This is a genomic window from Neorhizobium sp. IRS_2294 (genome assembly GCF_050500145.1).
Classification (GTDB): Bacteria; Pseudomonadota; Alphaproteobacteria; order Rhizobiales; family Rhizobiaceae; genus Neorhizobium; species Neorhizobium soli.
Genome location: NZ_CP191440.1, coordinates 34,000 through 56,106, shown reverse-complemented (window position 1 = coordinate 56,106; position 22,107 = coordinate 34,000). Strand labels below are relative to the sequence as shown.

The 22,107-nt window shown below is 59.4% G+C and carries 22 protein-coding genes and 1 pseudogene; 6 read left to right on the top strand and 17 right to left on the bottom strand.

Annotation, left to right across the window (positions count from 1 at the left end):
• The first annotated feature begins 366 nt into the window (after positions 1 to 366).
• Complete coding sequence (locus ACQY1K_RS17590) at positions 367 to 513, top strand: hypothetical protein (RefSeq protein ID WP_192087224.1); 147 nt, start codon at positions 367 to 369, stop codon at positions 511 to 513.
• Positions 514 to 518: 5 nt separating this feature from the next.
• Here ACQY1K_RS17590 and ACQY1K_RS17585 read toward each other — a convergent pair whose 3' ends face one another.
• From ACQY1K_RS17585 to ACQY1K_RS17565, 5 genes are all read right to left on the bottom strand, one after another.
• The gene (locus tag ACQY1K_RS17585; protein WP_430259928.1) at positions 519 to 1,223 is read right to left on the bottom strand and encodes an amidohydrolase family protein; all 705 of its coding nucleotides are present in this window, start codon (positions 1,221 to 1,223) and stop codon (positions 519 to 521) included.
• Positions 1,224 to 1,735: 512 nt separating this feature from the next.
• Positions 1,736 to 2,710: an aliphatic sulfonate ABC transporter substrate-binding protein gene (locus tag ACQY1K_RS17580; RefSeq protein WP_430260573.1), complete on the bottom strand. Its 975-nt coding sequence runs from the start codon at positions 2,708 to 2,710 to the stop codon at positions 1,736 to 1,738.
• Positions 2,711 to 2,756: 46 nt separating this feature from the next.
• Positions 2,757 to 3,530 carry an ABC transporter ATP-binding protein gene (locus tag ACQY1K_RS17575; RefSeq protein WP_430259926.1) on the bottom strand — a complete coding sequence of 258 codons (774 nt, stop codon included), beginning with the start codon at positions 3,528 to 3,530 and terminating at the stop codon, positions 2,757 to 2,759.
• Positions 3,527 to 4,261 carry an ABC transporter permease gene (locus ACQY1K_RS17570; RefSeq protein ID WP_430260571.1) on the bottom strand — a complete coding sequence of 245 codons (735 nt, stop codon included), beginning with the start codon at positions 4,259 to 4,261 and terminating at the stop codon, positions 3,527 to 3,529. The genes ACQY1K_RS17575 and ACQY1K_RS17570 overlap by 4 nt, the downstream gene beginning before the upstream one ends.
• A gap of 111 nt (positions 4,262 to 4,372) precedes the next feature.
• The gene (locus tag ACQY1K_RS17565) at positions 4,373 to 5,809 is read right to left on the bottom strand and encodes a sulfatase family protein (protein ID WP_430259924.1); all 1,437 of its coding nucleotides are present in this window, start codon (positions 5,807 to 5,809) and stop codon (positions 4,373 to 4,375) included.
• 170 nt (positions 5,810 to 5,979) lie between these two features.
• Between ACQY1K_RS17565 and ACQY1K_RS17560 the strand changes: the two genes are divergently transcribed.
• Positions 5,980 to 7,068, top strand: a complete 1,089-nt coding sequence (locus ACQY1K_RS17560) for a LacI family DNA-binding transcriptional regulator (protein WP_430259922.1) — start codon at positions 5,980 to 5,982, stop codon at positions 7,066 to 7,068.
• Here the strand turns inward: ACQY1K_RS17560 and ACQY1K_RS17555 are convergent.
• Positions 7,065 to 8,561, bottom strand: coding sequence for a sulfatase family protein (locus ACQY1K_RS17555; RefSeq protein ID WP_430259920.1), 1,497 nt, complete (start codon positions 8,559 to 8,561; stop codon positions 7,065 to 7,067). The two genes, ACQY1K_RS17560 and ACQY1K_RS17555, sit on opposite strands and share 4 nt — an antisense overlap.
• A gap of 159 nt (positions 8,562 to 8,720) precedes the next feature.
• Between ACQY1K_RS17555 and ACQY1K_RS17550 the strand changes: the two genes are divergently transcribed.
• Positions 8,721 to 9,392 (top strand): SDR family oxidoreductase, encoded by a 672-nt coding sequence (locus ACQY1K_RS17550; RefSeq protein WP_430259918.1) that lies wholly within the window; start codon positions 8,721 to 8,723, stop codon positions 9,390 to 9,392.
• 9 nt (positions 9,393 to 9,401) lie between these two features.
• Here the strand turns inward: ACQY1K_RS17550 and ACQY1K_RS17545 are convergent, their stop codons facing one another.
• Complete coding sequence (locus ACQY1K_RS17545; protein WP_430259916.1) at positions 9,402 to 10,235, bottom strand: formylglycine-generating enzyme family protein; 834 nt, start codon at positions 10,233 to 10,235, stop codon at positions 9,402 to 9,404.
• A 249-nt stretch (positions 10,236 to 10,484) separates the two neighbouring features.
• Between ACQY1K_RS17545 and ACQY1K_RS17540 the strand changes: the two are divergent.
• Together ACQY1K_RS17540 and ACQY1K_RS17535 are read left to right on the top strand one after the other, a co-directional pair.
• A pseudogene (locus ACQY1K_RS17540) lies at positions 10,485 to 10,649 on the top strand (transposase); the annotation flags it as partial.
• Positions 10,618 to 10,866, top strand: a complete 249-nt coding sequence (locus ACQY1K_RS17535) for a diguanylate cyclase domain-containing protein (protein ID WP_184655523.1) — start codon at positions 10,618 to 10,620, stop codon at positions 10,864 to 10,866. The pseudogene ACQY1K_RS17540 and the gene ACQY1K_RS17535, both read left to right, overlap by 32 nt.
• A 535-nt stretch (positions 10,867 to 11,401) precedes the next feature.
• Here the strand turns inward: ACQY1K_RS17535 and ACQY1K_RS17530 are convergent.
• From ACQY1K_RS17530 to ACQY1K_RS17485, 10 genes are read right to left on the bottom strand one after another with little or no spacing between them, the layout of a single operon-like run.
• The gene (locus ACQY1K_RS17530; RefSeq protein ID WP_174196913.1) at positions 11,402 to 12,268 is read right to left on the bottom strand and encodes a D-amino-acid transaminase; all 867 of its coding nucleotides are present in this window, start codon (positions 12,266 to 12,268) and stop codon (positions 11,402 to 11,404) included.
• A gap of 57 nt (positions 12,269 to 12,325) precedes the next feature.
• Positions 12,326 to 13,261 carry a 2-hydroxyacid dehydrogenase gene (locus ACQY1K_RS17525; protein ID WP_430259913.1) on the bottom strand — a complete coding sequence of 312 codons (936 nt, stop codon included), beginning with the start codon at positions 13,259 to 13,261 and terminating at the stop codon, positions 12,326 to 12,328.
• 32 nt (positions 13,262 to 13,293) lie between these two features.
• Positions 13,294 to 13,707 (bottom strand): VOC family protein, encoded by a 414-nt coding sequence (locus tag ACQY1K_RS17520; RefSeq protein WP_113110352.1) that lies wholly within the window; start codon positions 13,705 to 13,707, stop codon positions 13,294 to 13,296.
• A gap of 35 nt (positions 13,708 to 13,742) precedes the next feature.
• Complete coding sequence (locus ACQY1K_RS17515) at positions 13,743 to 14,951, bottom strand: glutamine amidotransferase-related protein (RefSeq protein ID WP_113110351.1); 1,209 nt, start codon at positions 14,949 to 14,951, stop codon at positions 13,743 to 13,745.
• A gap of 26 nt (positions 14,952 to 14,977) precedes the next feature.
• Complete coding sequence (locus tag ACQY1K_RS17510; protein ID WP_113110350.1) at positions 14,978 to 16,147, bottom strand: M24 family metallopeptidase; 1,170 nt, start codon at positions 16,145 to 16,147, stop codon at positions 14,978 to 14,980.
• On the bottom strand, positions 16,144 to 17,241 hold the full coding sequence (locus ACQY1K_RS17505) for a mandelate racemase/muconate lactonizing enzyme family protein (RefSeq protein ID WP_430259910.1): 1,098 nt from the start codon (positions 17,239 to 17,241) through the stop codon (positions 16,144 to 16,146). The genes ACQY1K_RS17510 and ACQY1K_RS17505 overlap by 4 nt, the downstream gene beginning before the upstream one ends.
• Positions 17,238 to 18,401, bottom strand: coding sequence for a M20 family metallopeptidase (locus ACQY1K_RS17500; RefSeq protein ID WP_113110348.1), 1,164 nt, complete (start codon positions 18,399 to 18,401; stop codon positions 17,238 to 17,240). Before ACQY1K_RS17500 ends, ACQY1K_RS17505 begins: the two co-directional genes overlap by 4 nt.
• A gap of 13 nt (positions 18,402 to 18,414) precedes the next feature.
• The gene (locus ACQY1K_RS17495; protein WP_430259907.1) at positions 18,415 to 19,164 is read right to left on the bottom strand and encodes an amino acid ABC transporter ATP-binding protein; all 750 of its coding nucleotides are present in this window, start codon (positions 19,162 to 19,164) and stop codon (positions 18,415 to 18,417) included.
• Positions 19,165 to 19,193: 29 nt separating this feature from the next.
• On the bottom strand, positions 19,194 to 19,922 hold the full coding sequence (locus tag ACQY1K_RS17490; RefSeq protein ID WP_174196911.1) for an amino acid ABC transporter permease: 729 nt from the start codon (positions 19,920 to 19,922) through the stop codon (positions 19,194 to 19,196).
• Positions 19,923 to 19,955: 33 nt separating this feature from the next.
• Positions 19,956 to 20,765 (bottom strand): ABC transporter substrate-binding protein, encoded by an 810-nt coding sequence (locus ACQY1K_RS17485; RefSeq protein ID WP_430259905.1) that lies wholly within the window; start codon positions 20,763 to 20,765, stop codon positions 19,956 to 19,958.
• Positions 20,766 to 21,042: 277 nt separating this feature from the next.
• On the opposite strand from ACQY1K_RS17485, the gene ACQY1K_RS17480 reads away from it, so the two are divergent.
• Positions 21,043 to 21,981, top strand: a complete 939-nt coding sequence (locus tag ACQY1K_RS17480; protein ID WP_162728295.1) for a GntR family transcriptional regulator — start codon at positions 21,043 to 21,045, stop codon at positions 21,979 to 21,981.
• Positions 21,982 to 22,107: the final 126 nt, after the last annotated feature.

Genomic DNA, 22,107 nt, shown 5'->3' with positions numbered 1-22,107 from the left:
ATCATACGGTTGCGTAGCGCAAACTCTGTGACATCCGAGTGAAGGTCCACGGTGAAGGCTGGCGCGGAGACCACGCCTCTCGCGCAAATCGGGTCGGGCAGGCCCGCGAGAACGCCCGTCTCCTGAAAGGGGCTACCGGCGACCGCGCCAGAGAAGCGATGAGGTTTGTCGCAACACGCCAAGCCGGTTGGGGCTTTCAGTGAAATGAGGTCACTCGAAACCGGATATACGTGCGTCGCCAAAGCGGCGGACCTTCCGCAGGGAGAGGATTGCCGCTTAAAATGCTTCTTAAGATGGGAAATGGGCAGCTCGCTGCGGCGGTCCCGAAGCCGATACCGCCGGATTTGTGAAATCCCGGAGTGGAGTATGGCAACGAAGATTTCATCATTCTTAAACAGGCAGGAACGATCGATCGATTTTGTGTTTATTGTGATTTTTCATCGCCCGCTTGGGCAGTTCAGTCGAATGAGCGATGATATTACCGATCTGGATCATCCTCATGCGACGCCTTGACGCGATTACTCGCCGATCGACCGAAGCTTTTGACCCTTGAAGCGCTTGCCTTCATAGATCGAATACCCTGCCGAACTCAGCACGTCCGACCGTTCGAGCGTCCACTCTGCATCGACATCGGTCATCGTAAGCTCGGCGTCCATACCGGTCGCCATCGACCCCTTAGCATGGTCGAGCCCCATGAGCCGAGCCGAGTTCGTGGACGTCAACTTGGCAATTCGCTCCAGCGACAATCCACGCTTGTGACGACCGTCGGTCAACGATACCGGCAGCATGGTATCCAAACCTGGGCAACCGTGCGAGGACCCCTGGATGTCGGCTGACTTGGACGAGATGTCGCGGTGGACATGGTCTGTTCCGATTGTATCAATCTCTCCGTTCGGCAGCCCCTGCCGCAGGTGCTCGCAATCGCTGCGCACGCGCAACGGCGGATTGATCTTGCCTTTCTTTCCGCCCTCCCAAAAAATGTCGTGCGTCTGGTAATGCGTCCATGTCTCGAAAAATACTTGGGTACCACGCGTACGTTGCATGAGGGCAAGTTCAAGGGCTTCACGGGACGAAGTGTGAACGACGTAGAGCGGAGCGCCGGCCTGTCGCGCAAGGTAGGCAGAACTCTGTACCGCATCTGCTTCCAAGAACGGCGGCCTCGATGTATTTGAGAGTGCAAGGTCATCCAGTCCTGGGCTGTCCACCTTGAGGCGGTCGCGCAAGACCCACGCGAACGAGATATATTCCGGATGAGCGCACACCATGCCGTTGTTCGCAGCCGCGAGCTCGCAAAGCTTGAACAGGAAAGCATGATGGAAGCAAAGTTCGAGGCAGTGGTGGAAGGACGTCCTGCCGTTAGCTTTCAGGTAAGCTTGACAATGAACGCAATAAGCAAGAGCTCCTTCCGGCTTATGCCCGGGAGCTTTTGAGAAAACAACTTGGACGGAGAGTGTGTCAAGTCTCGGTAGTTGCGGAGCCTGAGCGCACCGAGACGTGTAATTTCAGCTACCTTGATGAGGTCCGAACCTTCGGCGCCGGGTTACGTTATTGGAACCCTTCCGACGCGTTTCGAAGGGTCTAAAGCCACGTGCCCACGTTTGGTCTGTTCGCTCAAACGCAAACCGATATCTACAGTAAACCTTTCAGGTCCCCCCAGATTTTGCGTGCTAGTAGAACAGTCGGGAGCCATCCCCGACTGTCGTCCGTTCATGACGTCAACTTCTGTTAGCAATGCTTAAGCGCTGGTGAAGAGCTCGCCCGTGTAGAACTTCTCCGGCGCCAGCGGGTCCTTGACCGTGCCGAAATCCTGGAACATCTTGTTGAAATCAGCCAGCCATCTGTTGACCGTGCCGTCCTTGGTAAAGCCTTCAAGTTCCCTGGATGTCAGCATCTTGCGGCTGCGGGCAACCTTGTCGGTTGCTTCCTTCGGTGCGTTGAGAAACGCCGTGGTGATCTCGATCGAGTGATCGAGATTGGCGACGCGGTAATCCATCGCCTTCTTCATCACCCGCAGGAATTTCTTCACCAAGTCCGGGTTCTGTTCGACGATTTCGTTGCGTGCCACAAACGTGTTGATGAAGGACGTCTGCGGATAGAAGTCCTGGTTAGAGGCTAGTTCCTTCATGTCTGGCACGCGCGGCTTGATCGTGTCGATCAGCGGGTACCAGATGCCTGCGCCATCGATTTGTTTCGACGTGAATGCCGCGACAACGGTCGACGGGTCCATCGGCACCATCTGGATGTCGGCGATCGTCATGCCGGCTTTTGTCAGCGCCATGCGCAAGATCATATCGCCAGACGTTCCCTGCGGAACGCCGACCTTCTTGCCCTTGAGATCGGCCATCGACGCGATACCGGCCTGGGCGATAACGCGGTCAGAAAAGCCGATATCGTTGACGCCAACCACCTTTGCGCGGCCGCTCGCTGGCAACCAGAGGGCGCCGGGGCCGATCGTCCCGAAATTGAGACTGCCCGCACCCATCGCTTGGATCTGGATCGGACCATTGGTAAAGACCTTCACCGTTGGCTCGAGACCTTCTGCTTCCCACAGCTTCTGGTCCTTGGCGATTGCCAGCACACTGGCATTCGGGAAATCGGCGATATAACCGATCGTCATCTCGGCGGACTGGGCACGGGCCCGGCCGCCGATGGAAAACGCGCTGGCGCCGGCAAGTGCGGCGCTCGTTACCATAAGATGTCGTCTCGTCAGCATGGTCATTCCTCCTTTGACGGGCTGCAATTTTTTTTGGCAAGGATCAGGCGGCTGCGGCAGGGTGATACACTGCCCGCCAGACTTCGTTGCGCAATTCGGAAAATTCAGACGAAAGCCGCATGTCCTCGGTGCGAGGATAGGGCAGGTCGACATTGACAATCTTGTGAAGCCGGCCCGGCCGGGCTGCCATGACAACGACACGGCTTGCGAGATAGACGGCCTCGTCGACATCATGGGTTATGAACACCACCGTGCGCCGTTCCTTGCTCCACATCGTCAGCAACTGATCCTGAAGCTGCACGCGGGTCAAAGCATCGAGCGCTCCAAACGGCTCGTCCATGAGCAAGATCTTCGGATTGACCGCATAGGCACGGGCAATCGCGCAGCGTTGCTTCATGCCGCCAGACAGAGTCTTCGGCAGTGAATTCGCAAAGTCGGTCAGCCCGACAAGGGCGATGAAATGATCGGCGATCCGCCGCCGCTCATCCCGTTTGTGGCCGGCAATCTTCAGGCCGAACTCAACATTCTGCCGCACAGTCAGCCACGGGAAAAGCGCATATTGCTGAAAGATCACGCCGCGTTCCGGTCCCGGCCCACTGACTGGCGTGTCATCGACCAGAACCTGTCCGGAAGACGGCGCGGTGAGGCCGGCCGCAATATTCATCGCCGTCGACTTGCCACACCCGGAGGGTCCGACGACGGTGATGAACTCGCCGTCCTCGATATCGAGGATCAGCCCTTCGAGCGCCGTAAACGCTGTTCGGCCGGCAATATCGAACGTCTTGCGGACGTCTCTGAACGATATTTTCGGGGTCATAGCTTCTCCTGCCAGGCAGTCAGCACACTGTCGATCGCCATGACGATGCGATCCATGATCAGTCCAAGAATGCCGATCGAGATAAGGCTGACGAAAATGGTCGCCAGGTCGTAGTAGAGTTGTGCCTGCTGCATCCGGAAACCGAGGCCCGACTGTGCTGCGATCAGCTCGGCAGCCACCACGGTCGACCACGAAGAACCAAGACCGATACGCACCCCCACCATGATATAAGGCAGCGAGGCCGGCACGATGACGCGTCGGAAGATGGTGAAGTCGTTGGCGCCCAGCACACGCGCCGCGTTGATCATGGTCCGGTCGACGCTGATGACGCCCTGATAGGTGGCGACGACGGAAGACAGGAAGGATGCGAGGAAGATGACGAAGATCTTCGGCGTCTCGTCGATGCCCATCGTCACGATTGCCAGTGGAATGATGGCAAGCGGCGGAATGGTGCGAAAGAACTGGACGTAGGGCTCGATGATGGCGCGGGCGACTTTGTACCAGCCCATCAGGAAGCCGACTGGAATGGCAACGAGAATGCCAAGCGCGAAACCGGTAAAGACGCGGCCGAGGCTTGCAATCGCGTCGGACCATAGAAGGCCGCTTTGCGCCTGGATTACAGCCTGTCTGGCGACCGCCAGCGGGGTCGGAAGTCCGACCACGCCATAGGATGTCACTAGGGCCCACATCGAAATACCGAAAACAACGGCAACGATGTTGATCCCCAGCATGGCGAGGGGACCCGTCGGCAAAGGTATCCCCCTTGCTTTATCCGATGTATTTTCACTTTCCATAACTGCCAAGACCACTCCTCCCGAGCATTCGGCCAGTCCGTCATCCGGTCAGCGCGCCGCCGCCATAACATCCCGAGTCTTGAAATTTGATTCGATCAGCCAGTCGCGCATCACGTCCAAAAGCTCGCGCTTGCGATCCTGATAGTCTGAATCGCTCCAGAGGTTTCTAACCTCCTTCGGATCATTCTCGAGGTCGAACAACTGTCCGTCGGTCGAGCCCTTGAAATGAACCAGTTTCCATCTGTCGCTGCGCACACCGGTCATGAATTCGACGCCGCCGGCCATTGCCACGTCCCCGATCTGCTCGCAGAAGACGTGCGTGCGGGGCGTCCAGTCTCTGCCTTCCAATGCAGGCCGCAGGCTTTTCGCCTCAAAAGTCTCGGGCGGCGTGATGCCGGCATAGTCGAGAATGGTCGGCCCCAGGTCGAAAAGCTGGCAGAGCCCGTCCACGGTTCGGCCGCCCTCGAACCGGCCGGCAGTCGACCAGACGACCGTCGGAACGCGGGTCACGATGTCGTACATCGACCATTTCTGGATCAGCCCATGTTCGCCAAGGCACTCCCCATGATCCGAGGTGAAGATGACGATCGCGTCCTCGAGATATCCACGCTCGTTCAATGAGGCGAGCAGTTCGCCGACCTTTTCGTCGATCAGCGTCACATTGCCGAGATAGTGAGCCCACAGCCGCTGCATCTGGTCTTCGCTCGGATCCAGGCTCCAGACGACGGAATCATGGTCAACCTCGACATCGTGCTGACGCTTGTCCTTCAGCTCCTGATGCAGGCCTTCGAGTTCCTCTTTCGTCGGCTTCGGCAGCGGCAGATCGTTGCGCTTCAAATAACGCTCGGTATAGCGCGCCGGCGGATCGAACGGTGGATGGGGGCCGGGGAAGCCGACCTGCAAGAACAATGGCTCTGTCGGCGGATAGGTCTCGACCCACCACTTCGCCATGTCGCCGACGAAGGCATCGGAATGCATGTTTTCTGGAAGCTCCCAGTCAAAACATCCAAGCCGCTCTCGATAGTCCGCACGCTCGCGGTAGAATTCGCGCTGCTGCTTGACGAGACCTTGAGCGGCGAGCGCCTTGTCCCACTCGTCAAAGTACCAACGTCCTTCCATGTAGCGGTCCTTGTTTTCCACGACGTAACGCTCGTGGAACCCGCTGTCCGAGTTATAGGGAATGGTGTGCATCTTGCCGACATTGACGCAGCGATAACCGGCATCGCGCAGGCTTTCCACCCAGGTCCGCTGCCATTTCTGGCCGTTGGCGAGAACGCCAGTCGTATGCGGGTAATAGCCGGTAAACAGGCTTGCGCGTGATGGCACGCAACTCGGCGCGGTAATGTGGCAGTTGGTCAGCGCCACGCCTTTTTCGATCATCGCATCGATATTCGGCGTATGGGCGTAAGGGTAACCGAGCGCCGAAATGGAATCGTAGCGCTGTTGGTCGGTCATGATCAAAATGATGTTCGGCCTGTCAGCCATCAACAGCTCCTCCCCGCTGCAGCGACACCGCGCGGCGGACATTTCCGGCAAGCGAAGGATCCTTCTCCCTCTTTCGCTTGCCTCCCGAAGCAATGGATGACACAAAGTTATCGATAACGCAACGATCACTAACGCTGCTCGAACGACGTTAGTTGGCAGGTTTTGGACCTATGACGATCAGTACGAACGCCAGGGACGGGGACGACGACCGAAGTGCGAGTGAGAGGAAGGACCGCCCTGCCCCAACGCTCGCCTCGATCGCCGAACGGGTGGGCGTTTCCGTCAACACCGTATCACGCGCACTTCGGGCACCCAATACGGTAAGGGTCGAACTGCGCAAACGCATCAACGTGGCGATGGAAGAACTTAATTACGTTCCGAACCGCCTGGCCGGTGGCCTGTCCGGCGCGCGCACCGACATCGTCGGCGTCGTGGTGACCTCGCTGTATTATTCGGAATTTGCCAGCATCATCGATACGCTGCAGTCATCCCTGCTCGAACACGACCTTCAGGTCATGCTTGCCAATACCCGCTACAATCCCGACCAGGAGTTGAAACTGGTCCGCTCGATCCTGAGCTGGCGGCCGGCGGCCGTGGCAATCATCGGCATCGACCATCCGCCAAAAGTGGTCGAGCTCCTGAAGTCCTCCGGCATTCCGATCATAGAGATGTGGGATACCAGCGGCCCGGTAATCGACACGGCGATCGGTTTCGACCACCAGGCGGTGGGGGCAGCCCAGGCCCGCCATCTGATCGATCGCGGCTACCGAAAACTCGCCTTCGTCGGCAGCCTGCGTGAAAACGACCGGCGCGCGCGAAAACGTCTTTTCGGCCTCGAAACTGAAGCGGTCAAAGCCGGGATTGCACCAGTCGTCACCTGCACAGAACCGATAGGTGGCAGCCCCGATCTCGGCGAAAAGCTGGCGCTTGACCTGCTCCAGACCCATCCCGGCATCGATGCCATCGTCTGCAACAGCGACGTCGTTGCTTTCGGCGTGATGCGCCGCCTGAGAAAGCTTGGCAAACGCGTGCCCGAGGACATCGGCGTGATCGCCTTCGGCGACAACGAAGCCGCCGCCTGCATCACTCCGCCGCTGAGCACCATCCGTCCCGATCGCGAACGGATCGGTCGCCTGACCGCCGATGCCATCGTCGCCCGCATCAACGGCGGCGAACCGCAGACGACGATCGTCGACTGGAAACTGGTTGCTCGCCAAAGCACGCAACGCGATACGGTGGAACCGACGGACGCGGGCTAGGCTCCTTCCTGCCGCGACTTGCTTTCCGGCGTGCGGCTGGAACTGGCGCCAAGGCGCACACTCGCAAGCGTCCACCCTTGCGTCTTCAGCGAGCTTTCGATGCGCCAAGCCAAGATCGCGTTGATCAGTTCCTGCTTCACGGCCTGGTGCGCTGGGTTGGACCAGAGATTGTTGACCTCCGTCGGATCGTCGTCCATGTCGAACAACTGGCCTTCGTCGCTGTCGACGAAATGCACGAGCTTGTGGCGCCGACTGCGGATCATCGTCATGAACGTCGTTCCGCTGAATATGCGGTCGCCGGCATGTTCGGAAAAGACGTATCGTCGGGGCTCGCACTCCTCACCGCGCAGATAAGGCATCAGCGACTGTGCCTCCATCCAGTCCGGCACCGGCACGCCAGCCATGTCCAGAACAGTCGGAGCAAAGTCAAAGAGCGAGACGAGATCGTCGACCACCCTGCCCTCGGCCACCCGCCCCGGCGCCCAGACAATAGCCGGCACACGAACACTGTGCTCGTACATCGACCATTTCTGGCTGTGTCCGTGATCGTTTAGGCTGTCGCCGTGGTCCGACGTGAAGATGATGATCGTATCGTCCAGCACGCCGCGCCTTGTCACGGCCTCGATCAGCTTGCCCATCTGTGCGTCGATCATAGAAACGTTGGCGAAATAGTGCTGCCGCTGGCGGCGCGTCTGTTCCCTTGTCGGCTCGGCTAGATGCACGACGGCATCGTGGTCGACCGCCAGATGCTGATCGCGCAGCACTTTCAGCGCCGCCGGCTGCGCGGCGATGTCATCCTTGCTGAGAATAGGTTCCGGCAGCTCGGCATCCGCATAGATGTCGAGAAATTCCTGGGTGGGATCATAGGGCGGATGCGGCCCCGGGATACCGATCTGCAGAAAGAAAGGTTCATTGCCGGTGTAGGTATCGAGCCACATTTGGGCGAGCGCCGAGACGAAGTTGTCGGAATGCAGGTCCTCGGGCAGGTTCCAGACGAAGGCGCCGAGCGACGAGCGGTAATCCTCGCGCCGACGATAGGTGACACGGCTCGGCTTTTCAAAGCCACGCGTCCAGATCGCCTTGTCCCACTGGTCGAGGAAAAACGGGAGCCGCGGCGTGGCGCGGTCTTTGTTTTCCACCACGTGCCGCTCGTGAAACCCGAACGAATCCTCGAAGGGAGACGTGTGCATCTTGCCGACGTTGACGCAGCGGTATCCCGCCTCGGCCATCAGTTGCACCCAGCTGAACGCCCACGGCTCGTCATTGCGGAACACGCCGTTGGTATGCGGGTAGACACCGGTAAACAGGCTTGCGCGCGACGGCGCGCAGGAGGGCGAGGTGACGTAGGTCTGGCGGAAGTAGGTGCCTTCCCTGACCATCCGGTCGAGATTGGGCGTCTTCATGTAGGGGAAGCCGCCGGCAGCAATTGTGTCGAATCGCTGCTGGTCGGTGATGACAAAGATGACGTTCGGCTTTTTCTTCTCGTTTGACATGATGTTCCTCCCAGTCCGACACCCGCTTACAGCCCGAGCGACCGCAAGCCTTTCACTCTCAACAAGCAGCTGTTCTCATCTGCCAAAAAACTCTAGTACCAGATATGATGCTGCGCCCGATGCGGACGCAAGCCATGCCGGCGAGCAGGAGGAGGACCAATGGCGACCGTTCTGATCACCGGGTGCGATCGCGGGCTTGGCGAAGAATTCGCGCTTCAATACGCGGCCAAAGGTGATCGTGTCATCGCCACTTGCCTTGATCCCGACGCTTTCGGCGAACGGCACAAACGTCTCCGCACTTTGGAAACCGTCATGCTGGACGTGACCGACGAAGCATCGGTCCTTCGCCTTGCTGCGGAGCTGGACGGCGTTGCGATCGACGTGCTGGTCAACAATGCCGGCATTCCGGGCCCGCATCCGGACTTGCACGAAACGGACCTCGTGCTCTGGCGAAACATGCTGGAAGTCAATCTGATCGCGCCTTTCGTCGTCACAAGGGCCTTCACCGAGCACGTTGCCCGCAGCGAGCGCAAGGTGATCGCTTTTATAACAAGCCGCATGGGGTCGATCGGGCTCAACAATACAGCCAGCTCCTACGCCTATCGATCCAGCAAGGCAGGCCTCAACATGGTCATGAAGAGCCTCGCCATCGATCTCGGTCCCCGTCAGATCTGCGTGCTTGGCCTCCACCCCGGCAAAGTCGCCAGCGAAGGGGACGGAGGACTGAGCATATCCGAGAGCATCGCGCGGATGCGCGAGGTCATCGATCATTGCGGCCCGCACCAGACCGGCAGCTTCTACGATTACAATGGCCAGATCCTCCCCTGGTAACAGACACGGTTAAGGCAGCACGTCATAGGCGACACGGAAACCCGTATTGCTCGAAGCACTGTCGGCCGAAAGGCCCATGCGGGCAGCTATTCGGTAGCGATAGCAATAGCTTTTGTGGCAAAGGAAGGAGCCACCCTTCAGAACCTTGTCAGCGGACTTTTTCGCCTGGTCGTTGCGAAGTTTCGCCAATTTGGACAGCGAGCGTATCTTGAAGGGATCCGCGGTCCATTCCCAGACGTTACCGGAAAGGTTGTAGAAACCTGCTTCTGATGGTTCGAAGCTGCGTGCCGGCGCCGTTCCGAAATAGCCGTCGACGAGCGTATTGTGGCTCGGGAACCGGCCCTGCCAGATATTGCAGAAACTCAACTCGTCGCTTGGCTCCGCGTTGCCCCAGGGATAGCGGCGTTTTTGGTTGCCACCTCGAGCGGCATGCTCCCACTCGGCTTCGCTCGGCAAGCGGCCACCCACCCATGCGGCAAATGCCGCAGCATCGTGCCAGGAAACATGCGTCACCGGATGATCCAGACGGTCCTCGATCGAGCTACCGGGGCCTTCCGGCTCCCTCCACGTCGCGCCGTCGACGCGTGTCCACCAAGGCGTGTTGACGACCCCGCCGGTTACGAGGGCTTGGTTCTTGAGGAGCGGCGAGAACACGGCCGACATGCCGAACCGCTCCGATTCCGTCACATGGCCCGTCGCCTCGATGAAGTCGGAAAACCGGGCGAGCGTGACGGTTTCGATCTCAAGATGGAAATCCTGCAGCAAGACCCTCCGCTCCGGACCTTCACCATCAGCGGCGATGACGGGATAATGGGTACCGACGAAGCTCTCTCCTCCCTTCACCGCAATCGTCTGGCCAGGGCAACCTCGAACCGTGAAACTTCTGGCTCCTGCCGCCGCCTGGCTGTCCCCGGCTCGTGCGGCTCCCGAACAACATCCACTCATGTGTCCCTCCTAGAAAGCGGTTCGACCCGCCTTAAATTGCGAAACCTGTATCAGCCCTTGAGGCCGACAGCGCAATACTCATCCAGAGATGGCTCGGGCAGTTTGCATAGCGGGGAAAAGTGGAATGTCTGCCTGTCCTCGCCCTAAATGCCGGGAACAGGACATATCGATACGAGACGACCGCGCGGGGACCATAGCCCGGCTTTCAAGGCAAAGATGGCGCTCGCTGCGATCCGTGGCGAGCAGACGCTGGTGGAATTGTCCCAGCAGTTTGACGTGCATGCGAACCAAATCAAGCAATGGAAAGACCAGACGGCGCGAAGAGATCACCAGCACCATCGTCACAGCAGGAAAGCAAAAGATCAGCTTTACCACCAGCGTTGGTTGCGCATTGGGGACCACTTCAGCACGCGCTTTGGAGGATGTCATCCAGCGTGCAGATACTGCTCTATACGAGGCTAAGACAAGCGAGCGCAACTGTGTGACAATGGACGGCGTTGCTGCGGAAAGCCGACGAACGGCCGCTTGAGATCATTGCACCTCATTATCGGTGTGAAAATAGTGACTGAATTTCGGGTGGACCGCCACCCTTTTAGGGTAGTGAACATTCACGATTGCAGTGCGAGGGCGTGGCGTCACCAAAAAGGCAGGCCTCTTTCCGCGCCCGCTGACCTGCTCATCTTGAATTGCGAGCCTGTTTTGGTTTGTCAGATGGCGATGCTTGTAAAGTTGCTTCGAATAGCGGCGAAAGTGCCACCCAGAACGAAGCGTCGTTGGTTATTGCCGTTCTGACAGCCTGCGTCATCCTGTGTGTGCCAGTTCCCTGACGCATCGCCCCCCCGACTGAGACACACCATGCAATTGACTCACCAACGTCCGGTGAAAAATTTGTTTCTAGTGGAACGTGACAGACCTTCTCGCCTTGAAGGGAATCGAACCTTCACCCTCTTAACACCCTGAAATCCGCCGTGTTGCTTTCGTTGTGAAAATGGCTCCGAATGGGAATTGTAAAGGCCGCGCGCTTTCCGGAATGCGCGGCCAATTCGATCGAATTGCGGCTCGACTTATATCCGCGCGCCGACGGCCTTATCGATATAGATTTCCCGAAGGCGGCTGCTGACAGGACCGATCTTGCCATCGCCGATTATATGATCGTCGACCGTCAGGACCGACATCACGAAGGATGTTGCCGAGGTGATGAAGGCTTCCTTCGCCTCAAGTGCTTCTGCGACGGAGAACGGGCGCTCTTCCAGAACGTAGCCCGCTTCCTGCGCAAAGCCGAGAACGGCTGCACGGGTGATGCCGTGAAGAATGTCGGCGGATAGTCCACGGGTGACGATCTTGCCGTCAGCGGTGACGATATAGGCATTCGCGGAGGAGGCTTCGGTAACGAAACCGTCCTGCACAAGCCAGGCATCGTCGGCACCGGCTTCATAGGCGACATTCTTCGCCATCGAAGGATAGAGAAGCTGTACGGTCTTGATGTCACGGCGGCCCCAGCGAATATCGGGGAGCGTGATGATCTTGAGGCCGCGCTTGGCAAGCGGGCTTTCCAAAACTGGACGGGCCTGGGTGAACATGACCACGACCGGCCGCGTATCCTTGGATGGAAAGTTGAAATCGCGATCGGCATTGCCGCGCGATATCTGCATGTAGATCAGGCCTTCGGCGACATTGTTGTCGGCGACCAGCTTGCGATGGATGGCCAGCAGTTCCCGCGGGCTCATCGGCATGGGCATGTCGAGTTCCTTGAGGGAGCGCACGAGACGGACCATGTGGCCGTCGAAATCGACGAGCTTGCCGCCGATGATGCAGGTCACTTCGTAGATGGCATCCGCGAAGAGATAACCACGGTCGAAGATCGAAACCTTGCCCTGCGATTCCGGGCCATAATGTCCATCGACATAGACGATGCGTTCAGAAGAGGTCATGTTCGTTCCGTTCCCAAGAGATGATGCTGTGATGGTCGGGCCGTGGCGCGGCATGCTTCAATAGCCGCGCGCCAGATCGACGGTGGATGGAAGAGCGCCGGTTTCGCGATAGGTCAAGATATTGCCGGCGACGATCGCGGCCGCCGTCTCCCGGTCCGTCGGAGCTGAGATATGCGGCAGGACGGTGATCGCGGGATGATCCCACAAGGCATGGTCGGCAGGCAGCGGCTCGACGTCGAAGACGTCGAGAACCGCGTGTTTCATGGCACCCGAACCAAGCGCCGCGATCAGCGCGTCGGTGACGACGATCGGACCGCGCGCGAAATTCATCAGGGAGGCGCCCTTCGGCATCATGGAAAGCCGGTCGCCATCGAGCAGCCCCTTCGTTTCGCCGGTCAGCGGCAGCAGGCAGACCAGAATTTCCGGGCGGCTCAGAAGCTGGTCGAGGCCCTGTTCGCCGTGGAAGGTTTCGACACCCTCCAGCGATTTGGCAGCCCGGCTCCAGCCGATGACGTTGAAGCCGGCTTCCTTCAGCCGGGCCGCGGACGCGGCGCCGAGCGCACCGAGACCCAGGAGACCGACCGTGACCTGCTCAGGTCGCCTATAGGCGAGCTGCTGCCAGACACGCTGCCGCTGGAACTGCGCATAGGCGGGCATGTCGCGGAACAGATAATATGTCCAGGCCAGCACCGCTTCGGCCATGGTCCGGCTCAGTTGCGGATCGACGAGGCGGACGAGCGGCAGCCGGCTGTCGCCAAGCTCGCCGACCAGACGTTCGACACCGGCCCAGACGCTGTGGATCCATTGCAGGCCCGGCAGCTGCGCAATATCCGCCGGATCGGGATTGGCGACGATCGCGATATCGACCTTTTCCCGCGACGCCTCGTCGAGTTCTCGGAACGGGATGATCGTTTCAACCGGCAGTTTCTGCGAAAGCGCAGTCAGCCAGAGCTGTTCCACGTCAGCGGTCATACGCGTCACAAGCGCAATCATCGCACAGTCTCCCCTTTGCTTGCCTTATGAGCTCAGTGCGCAAAAACGCTGTCGAAATCCTTGAAACCCTTGACCTCGATTGGGTTGCCGCTTGGATCGAAGAAGAACATCGTGCGCTGCTCGCCCGGTTCACCTTCGAAACGGACGACCGGCGGGATGTCGAAGGCGATGCCGGCATCCTCAAGGCGCTTGGCGAGCGCCAGCCAGGCGTCGAGCTCCAGGACCACGCCCAGATGCGGCATCATCACCATGTGATTGCCGACCTTGCCGGTACGAGCCGTCTCGAAAGGCTTGCCGAGATGCATGGAGATCTGGTGGCCGAAGAAATCGAAATCGACCCAGGTGTCGGTGCTACGCCCTTCCTGGCAACCCAGAACGCCCCCGTAGAAACGGCGGGTCTCATCAAGATCGGTGACGTGATAGGCGAGATGGAAAAGAGAGCGCATGGATGTTCCCGTGTTTTTTGAGGAAGAAACGGCTGCTAGTCGGCCGCCCGCGATTGCTTGAGAAGCGCCGCCTGTAGAAAGGCGACGATCAGCGGATGGGGGGCGCGGGGACGTGACGACAGTTCAGGATGTCCCTGCATGCCCATGTAGAACGGATGGTCGACCACCTCGATCGCATCGACGACCGCTCCATCGACGCCGCGGGCGGAAACCTGCAGACCGTGTGCTTCCAGATCTCCGACAAGGTTCGGATTGAGCCTGAAGCGGTGATTGCACCGAATGACCGTATCCTCGGAAATCAGGTCCGCCAGCCGGGTGCCTGGCATTGCGCGCGTTGTCTGATCGCCGCTCCGGTGTCCGGACAGCAAGCCGCCATCGGCCTTTTCTTCACCGGCCATGGAAAGGAAAGTCTTGATGCCGGCATCGGGATCGGCCTCGGCCAGATTGGCATTGCGGCGGCCGAAGGTTTTCCAGGCGACGGCGGTTGCCATGGTCTGCATGCCGAGGCAGAGGCCGACGGCCGGAAGTCCGTTGTCGAGCGCAAAGGCGGCCACGGCCGTCTGCCCGGCCACATTCTTCATGTCTGACCCGCCCGGCAGAAGAACGCCGGCATAAGGTCGAAGCAGCCTGTCCGCATCGGCTTCGCGGAACGCGACCGGATCGATGAAATCTATATCCACCGCGACAGACAGACTGTCCGCAGCGTCGCCCAGGCTTGCCAGGGCTGCCGGGTATACACCGAGATGATCGCGGCTTGCGCCGACCAGCGCGATCCTCAGCGCGGCAGCGGGTGCGGTCTCGGGCTGTTCCAGCATGATGCGACCGAAGCGATCCCGCCAGGCAAGAACTGTCTGCGTCTCCCGATCGACGAAATGATCGCCGCGGCCCACCACGGTAATCATTTCGTCCGCGTTTGCCGAAAGAGTCTTCGCCGCATCGTCATCAGCCATGAAAGCCGGATGAACGGGCACGACGAGATCGGTGAGGCGGGCTGCATCGAGCACAGCCTCTATCGTTGCGGGCGGCGATACCGGCTTTCCCGACAGCCGCTCGAACCAGCAAAGTCCGCTCGCAGCAAGTCCACCGGTCGCCACCACGTGCTGTTCGGCATCGGCATGACGGGACGTATCGAAACGAGCAGCAATGTGCAGGAACACGCAGTTCCGTGTTGCAGCAATTGCTGCTGCAACAGCCCCATAAAGAGCCGGACTGTCGGTATCATGGTGAACGAGGATCAAGCCCATCGTCAGCTCCGTTCGATCCGCATGTTTCAGACGATCAGCAGATCGCGGTCGATCGTGCCAAGCGCGCGATAACCGGTATCGGTGATGACGATCGTTTCGCTGACACCGACCGTGAAGCGGCCGTAGATGCGCAGGGCCGGCGGCAGGTGGAAAGTCATACCCGGCTGCAGCTCGGTTTTTACGCCCGCATTCAGGCTGAGGATGGCGCCCTCGCCCCAATCCGGCGCAAAGGAGATGCCGACGCTGTATCCGAGGCGCTTCTTGAAGTTTTCGGTATAACCGGCACGATCGATCACCTTCTGGCAGGCGATATGCGGCACCTCGCATGCCTCGCCCGGACGGATGGCATCTAGGGAAACCTGCAAGGCCTCCTGGCAGACCTTCATCATGTCGGCCGCTTCCGCCGGCGGTTCGCCGATCCACGCCGAGCGCATCAGGGCTGCGTGGTAACGATCATGGCAGGCTGCCATTTCAAGGAATGCCGGATCGCCGGCCGCAATCGCGCGGCGGCGCCAGGTGCCGTGCGGCACGCCGGTGCGCGGACCAACGGAGACGAGCGGCTCCATGCCGAGATATTCGGAACCGGCCGCGATCGCAGATCCCATCATCGCGGCGACGAGATCGTTTTCGGTGGCACCGACGCGAACGGCGGCGAGGCCGGCGCGCATGCCTTCGTCGACGTAGGCTGCAGCCTTTTCGAGCTTTTCCACTTCGAGCGGCGACTTGATGGCGCGGAATTTCTCGATGACGCCGGCGCCATCGCCGATCGTGCCAAGCCGGGCCTGCAGCGCCTCATAAACGGCAATCGGCAGGAACCAGCCACGCTTGTCGATGGCGATCCGCTTGGCGGCCAGACCGCGGCTCTCGATCAGCTTCACCAGCAGGCCGAGCGGATCCTCGCCGTCCTGGTAGACGACAGCGTCGGAAATGAACGTGTTGGCGATGAAGTTGAAATATTCGAGCTGACGGATCAGGAACACTGGATCGCCGTCGGCCGGCAGGATCAGCGCTTGGAACGTATAATAACCCGGCGTCTGCTGGCCGGTCAGGTAGAAGATGTTTTCCGGGCCGGTGACGACCAGCGCGTCGAGACCTGCCGCCGCAAGCCCTTCACGGGCGAGTGCCTGACGGCGTGCGTATTCTTCTCTCGGGAATGCGGATTCCTGTCCCTGAACGATATCGCCTTGAATGCTCATGCTTCAAACTCCTTGACCAGATGCGCCTTCGACGCATCGAATTCCAAACCCAAACCCATGGTGGCAGGTTCTTCGACACCGCCATCCCGGTAGACCAGCCCGGCCGCCGCATCGTTCTCCAGACCATCGGCTCCATAAAGTTCGGCAAACCGGGGACCGACCGCGCAGCTCAGATGAAGTGCCGCCGCCGTCGCGACCGCGCCTTCGTTCATTTGCCCGACCATGAACGGGATGTTTGCCTCCGAGAGCCGCTTTGCAGCAGCCAGACTGGCAGCGATGCCGCCGAGTTTGACGAGCTTCAAATGCGCCCAGAGATGACCCTTGGCGGCGACGATCGCATCGATATCCGCGGATGTGGCAACGCTTTCGTCAAGCATCAGCGGCAGCGGGCTCGCCGTCGCCAGACGGTTCAGCATGTCCCAGTCGCCCGGCGCGACCGGCTGTTCGACATAGGCGAGCCCGAAGTGGGCGAGCGTCTGAAGATTTGCAGCGGCCTCCTCTTCGCTCCACGAACCGTTGGCATCGACCGCAAGCTTGACCGAATCGCCGAAACGGTCGCGCAGGGCTGTAAGCCGTGCAACGTCCTCGGCAAAGTCACCCCCGCCGAAGCGCACTTTCAGATCGCGGAAACCGCGTGCCACATAGGTTTCCGCCTGCGCCAAGAACAGTTCCGTCGAGGAAATGAACAGGGTCTGGTTGGTGGCGTAACGCACGATCGGCGCAGCACTGCCGCCGAGCATTGCAAAAACCGTGACACCCTTCTCACGGGCAATCAGATCGTGAAGGGCGATATCGATCAGCATCCGCACCGGCGCGATTACATCCGCCTGCACGGCCAGTTCGGCCTGCATCGCGACGGGGTCCAGCGACCAGTCCAAACCATCCAGCACGTTCAAAGCCTGTTCGAGGCAGGTCTCCGGGCTCATGCCGTTTAGATAGGCGACATTGATGCGGACTTCGCCGATCCCGGTATGCCCGCCATGCTCCAGCCTCAGGTAAAGCGTGTCGAGACCGCCGATCGGACCAGACGAGGCCGTACGAAGGAGAAGCCCGCCGCCATATCGGAGCATGGCTCTGTGGAGGGAGGCTCTCATGGGTTCGGCCGCAGCATCTTTTTGGCAACGTCGCGATAGATGACGCTGCAGGTGACGAATTCGTCCAGCGCCACGAATTCGTCCGCCTTATGGGCCACGGAAAGACTGCCGGGCCCGATTACCGTTCCCTGCGCGCCGAGGGAGCGGAAATGCACCAGATCGCAGCCGCCTTGGAACCCGAACGGGCCCGGATCGGCCGTGCCATTCTCCTTGCATGCCTCCAGGCTTGCGAGCACGACCGGATGGTCACCGGCCGTTTCCGTTGCGCTGCCCGTGGTCGCCTTGTAATCGACGATCTCAGCCTTCACGCCGAAACGATCACGGGCATCTTTGAGCAAAGCGGCGAATTCCTGCTTTACCGCATCCTCGTCTTCTCCCGGCACCATGCGCCGGTCTAGCAGCATGTCGCAGGAGCCGGGTAGCACGTTGTCCGCATGGCCACCGGCAATACGCGTGACGGTCAGGCTCGCTTCACCGACCAGAGGATGCGTCCGCTTGCGCACGACCTCGTTGTGATGGGCCTCGATCAGGGTCAGAAGCCGGCCGGCGCGATAGATGGCGCTGTCGCCGAGATGCGGCGTGCCGGAATGGGCTGTGACCCCATGAACGCGCACGACCGGTCGCAGGCTGCCCTTATGGGCCGAATAGGTCGTGTTGGATGTCGGCTCGCCGACCACCGCAAAGTCGATCTTCGGCTTGGTCGCGGCATAATATTTAGCGCCTTCGCTGGCGATCTCCTCGTCACCGACGAAAACGCCGAGAAGCGTGCCCGACCAAGTCGTGCGGTCCGCCGCCAGCATCCGCATCGCTTCGATCATGGCGATCAACGGTCCCTTGCAGTCGCAGGCACCACGCCCGAAAAGCTTGCCGTCCTCCTCCCGCAGCGTGAAGGCGTCGGAGGTCCAGCCCTCGCCGGCAGGCACCGTATCCATATGGGTATTGAAGGCAAAGACCGGACCCGGACCGTTTTCCAGCCTGGCTTCGACATTGAACCGTCCCGGCTTGTATTCGGTAAGAGAAACCGAGAAACCCTCGTCCTTCATACGCCGCTCGACATAAACGGCGACATCGGCCTCGCCACCCGGCGGGTTTTCGCTGCGGATGGCGATGATTTCCGCAAGCTCGCGCTTCATGCGTTTGATGTCTGGCGTATTGGTCATGATTGCATGTCACCTAGTGCAGGATCTGGTCGAGGAAGCGTGTGGCCCGTTCATTGACGGTTCCGCCGAAGAAGGAATCCCGCGAGGCGTTTTCGATCACTTCTCCGTTTTCCATGAAAACGATCTGGTCTGCCGCGCGCTTGGCGAAGCCCATTTCGTGGGTCACCACGATGCTGGTCATGCCTTCGCTGCTGAGCTCGGCCATCACGTCCAGCACTTCGCGGATCATTTCGGGATCCAGTGCCGATGTCGGCTCGTCATACAGCATCAGCTTCGGCCTCATGGCGAGCGCGCGGGCAATCGCGATGCGCTGCTGCTGGCCGCCAGAAAGTTCGTCGGGGAAGAAATCGGCTCGCTCGGGAATGCGCACCTTCCTCAGAAGATCCATAGCGACGTCATGGGCATCGCTGCGGCTCATGCCAAGCACCTTCATCGGAGCCAGCATGATGTTCTCGATCGCCGTCAGGTGCTGGAAGAGTTCGAAATTTTGGAACACCATGCCGATCTGGCGGCGGATTTCCGGCGCGCGACGCAATTCGTAGGCAATGTCATTGCCTTCGAAGAAGATATTGCCGTCATCGGCCGGCTCAAGCAGGTTGATGCAGCGCAACAGGGTCGACTTGCCGGAGCCGGACGGGCCGATAATGACCATGGTCTCGCGACTGCGGACATTCAGGCTGCAGGCCTTCAAGATCTGGAGATCGCCGAAGCTCTTGTTGATCCCCATGATTTCGAGTAGCGGCTGGCGGTCGCAAGCTGTCATCGCCTTATCCTTTATCGAGGATTTGTCCTTCATCGGGCTTCTGTCTTTTCGGTGAGCGCCGTCAGGCGCGCCATTAAGGGAACGGAGCGACGCTTTTCACGCGGCCGTTTACGGTCGAGAGCACGTTCGAGAAGATATTGGAGGCCCATGAAAATCGTCGTCAGCAGTAGGTAATAGATGCCTGCCGCGGTTAGCGCCTCGAAATATTTGAAGTTGGAACTTGCCGTCTGGTTGGCGACGAGAAGCAGCTCTTCCACGGCCACGACCGAAACGAGGGCACTCGTCTTCAGCATGCCGATCATCTGGTTGCCCGTCGGCGGCAGGACGATGCGGGCGGCCTGCGGGACGACGATGTAACGCATCACGGCAAACCGGCTCATGCCGAGCGCCAGACCCGCCGTCCGCTGCCCCTTCTTGACCGCCTGCAGGCCGGAACGGATGATTTCCGCCATATAGGCGCCCTCGTTCAGGGAGAGCGCAATGACCGCACTGACGAAAGCCGACAGCATGATGCCGAAGGTCGGCAGCACGTTGTAGATGAAGATGATCTGGAACAGGACGGGCGTGCCGCGGAACAGCCATAGATAGATCAGCGTGAAGATCTGCAGCGGCTTGATGCGCGATTCCTGCAGCAGAGCGATCACCAGCCCGGCAATCATTCCGAAGAACAGCGAGACTATCGTGATGACAAGCGTCAGCAGCGCGCCATGGAAGAAAGCGGGTGAAAAGACATAGTCGAAGACTAGATCAAGCGACATCCCGCTCTCCTTTTCTCTTTGTTATCGGACAGATCAGTTGAAGATCGCGACCGATGCCGGCAGCTTCCACTTTTCGATCAGGGTCTTGTAGGTGCCGTCAGTGACGATCTCGCTCAGGGCATCCTTGATCGACTTCTGCACTGCTGCATCGCCCTTGCGGAATGCCATGCCGATGCTGGTGTTGGATTCGAATTCTTCGCCGACCGTCTGGTAGACGCCGGGAACGGAGCTCTGCAGCACGACGGCGCCCGGTGTGGAATCGAAGGTCGCGTCGGCGCGGCCCTGACGCAGGGTCAGCGCGGAATCCTGGGCGGTCGGAAAGGTCAGAACCTTGACGCCTTCGAGGTTCTTGGCCTTGCAGCGTGCATCGTCGGCACGCGCCTGGCTTTCCTGAATGCCGCCGAGCGTGACGGAGACCGTCTTGCCGCACAGGCTGTCATCGCGGCCGGTGATCTTCTTCGGATTGCCCGCCTGGACGATCACCATATTGCCGATCTTCAGATAGGGGATGAAATCGACCTGCTCGGAACGGGCCAGGTTGATGTACATGGCCGAGTTAATGAGATCGAGGCGACCGCCGATCAGCGCCGGAATGAGGCCCTTGAACTCCATGTTCATCGGCTTCGTCTCAGCCTTCAGCTTTTTAGACAGAGCAGCGATGAGATCGATGTCGAAACCGGCAAGCTGACCGTCCTTCTGAAATTCGAACGGAGCGAAGGTCGCGGCGACACCGTATGTCAGCGCCCCCTTCTCTGCCAGCCCGCTGGCCGGAAGCTCGGCAGCGGATGCCGAGGCGGCAATACCGAGCGGCAGGATCAATGCGGCGAGGACGTTCTTGAGCATGCGAGTTCCCTTACTGTTAAGTCAACATTGCATTTTCTAACTACAACAATACAATCCAAAAAATTCGAGAGTCAAGCAAGAAAGTGAAATATTATGCACTCTTAAATTATGCCTATTTTTTGATCTTGCTGATCTTTATCGTTGCATACTATGAGCGTCTAATCCTAAACCGACGTTCTACGCGCAATTCAGCGCAGGCAATTTATCCAGGGATAGACTTTTCCTTATGCATGCCTTTTAGTCAGGCACACGGTTGTCAGCCACACGATTGTACAATATGTCCGTCAAAAATACAAAAATCGCACCGGTGGTTACGACAAATGCACAGCAGGGTCGGCATCGCCTTGCCAACCAGATTCTCGACCTCATTCGCGACGCGAAATTCGAGATCGGGCATCATCTACGCGAACAACAGCTTGGCGACATGCTTGGCGTCTCCCGGACGCCAGTCAGAGCGGCCCTCAACCTGCTGGCAGACCGCGGCATCGTCGAGGCGAGAAAGAACCAGGGGTTTTTCCTGAAGGCGCAACAGGTCGCGCTTCATCGGACCGAGTTAGAAGTGCCGGCCACGGCCGATCAGGATCTCTATGCGCGTATTGTGGAAGACAGGCTGTCCGGCATTCTCGGCGACAGCATCACTCAGGCTGAACTCACACGGCACTATAATATCGACCGGACACTTTTGCAGCGAACCCTGACGCATCTGGTCAATGACGGGCTGCTTTCCCGCAATAGCGGCCGCGGCTGGACATTTCGGCCGACGCTCGATTCCAAGGTCGCCCTGCGGGACAGCTATGACTACCGCAGCACTCTGGAGCCGGCCGGGCTGCTGTTGAGCAGTTTTAAATTCGACGCAGGCCTGCTTGAGCGATCGCGTCTGGAACACCTCTACCTTGAAGGACATCCCGACATAGCCAGCGTCGATCCGCGCCAGCTGTTCGAAACGGATGCGCAGTTTCATGAAATGATCGCCGCGTTCAGCGGCAACATTTTCTTCCTGCAAGCCATTCAGCAGCAGAACCGGCTGCGGCGGCTTCTCGAATTCGGTGGGTACTCCAACAGACTTCGTGTACGCAACTGGTGCCGCGAGCACCTCGACATCATCTCGGCTATTTCAGAGGGTGCCAGGGAGAGAGCGTCGGCGTTGATGTTGAACCATCTCAGTGAGGCGAGAGGAGCCGCACGGCACTATCCAAAGTGGGATGAGAAGTCCTAAGCCGTTGCTAGGTCAACAACACCTCAGGTCTTGAAGGGATCCGAACCGGCGACATCTTAATCGAGAGATCAAAGCCTTGTTTTTATCGTTGCGGACACGGCTGCAAATACGAACGATCCCAAGGCC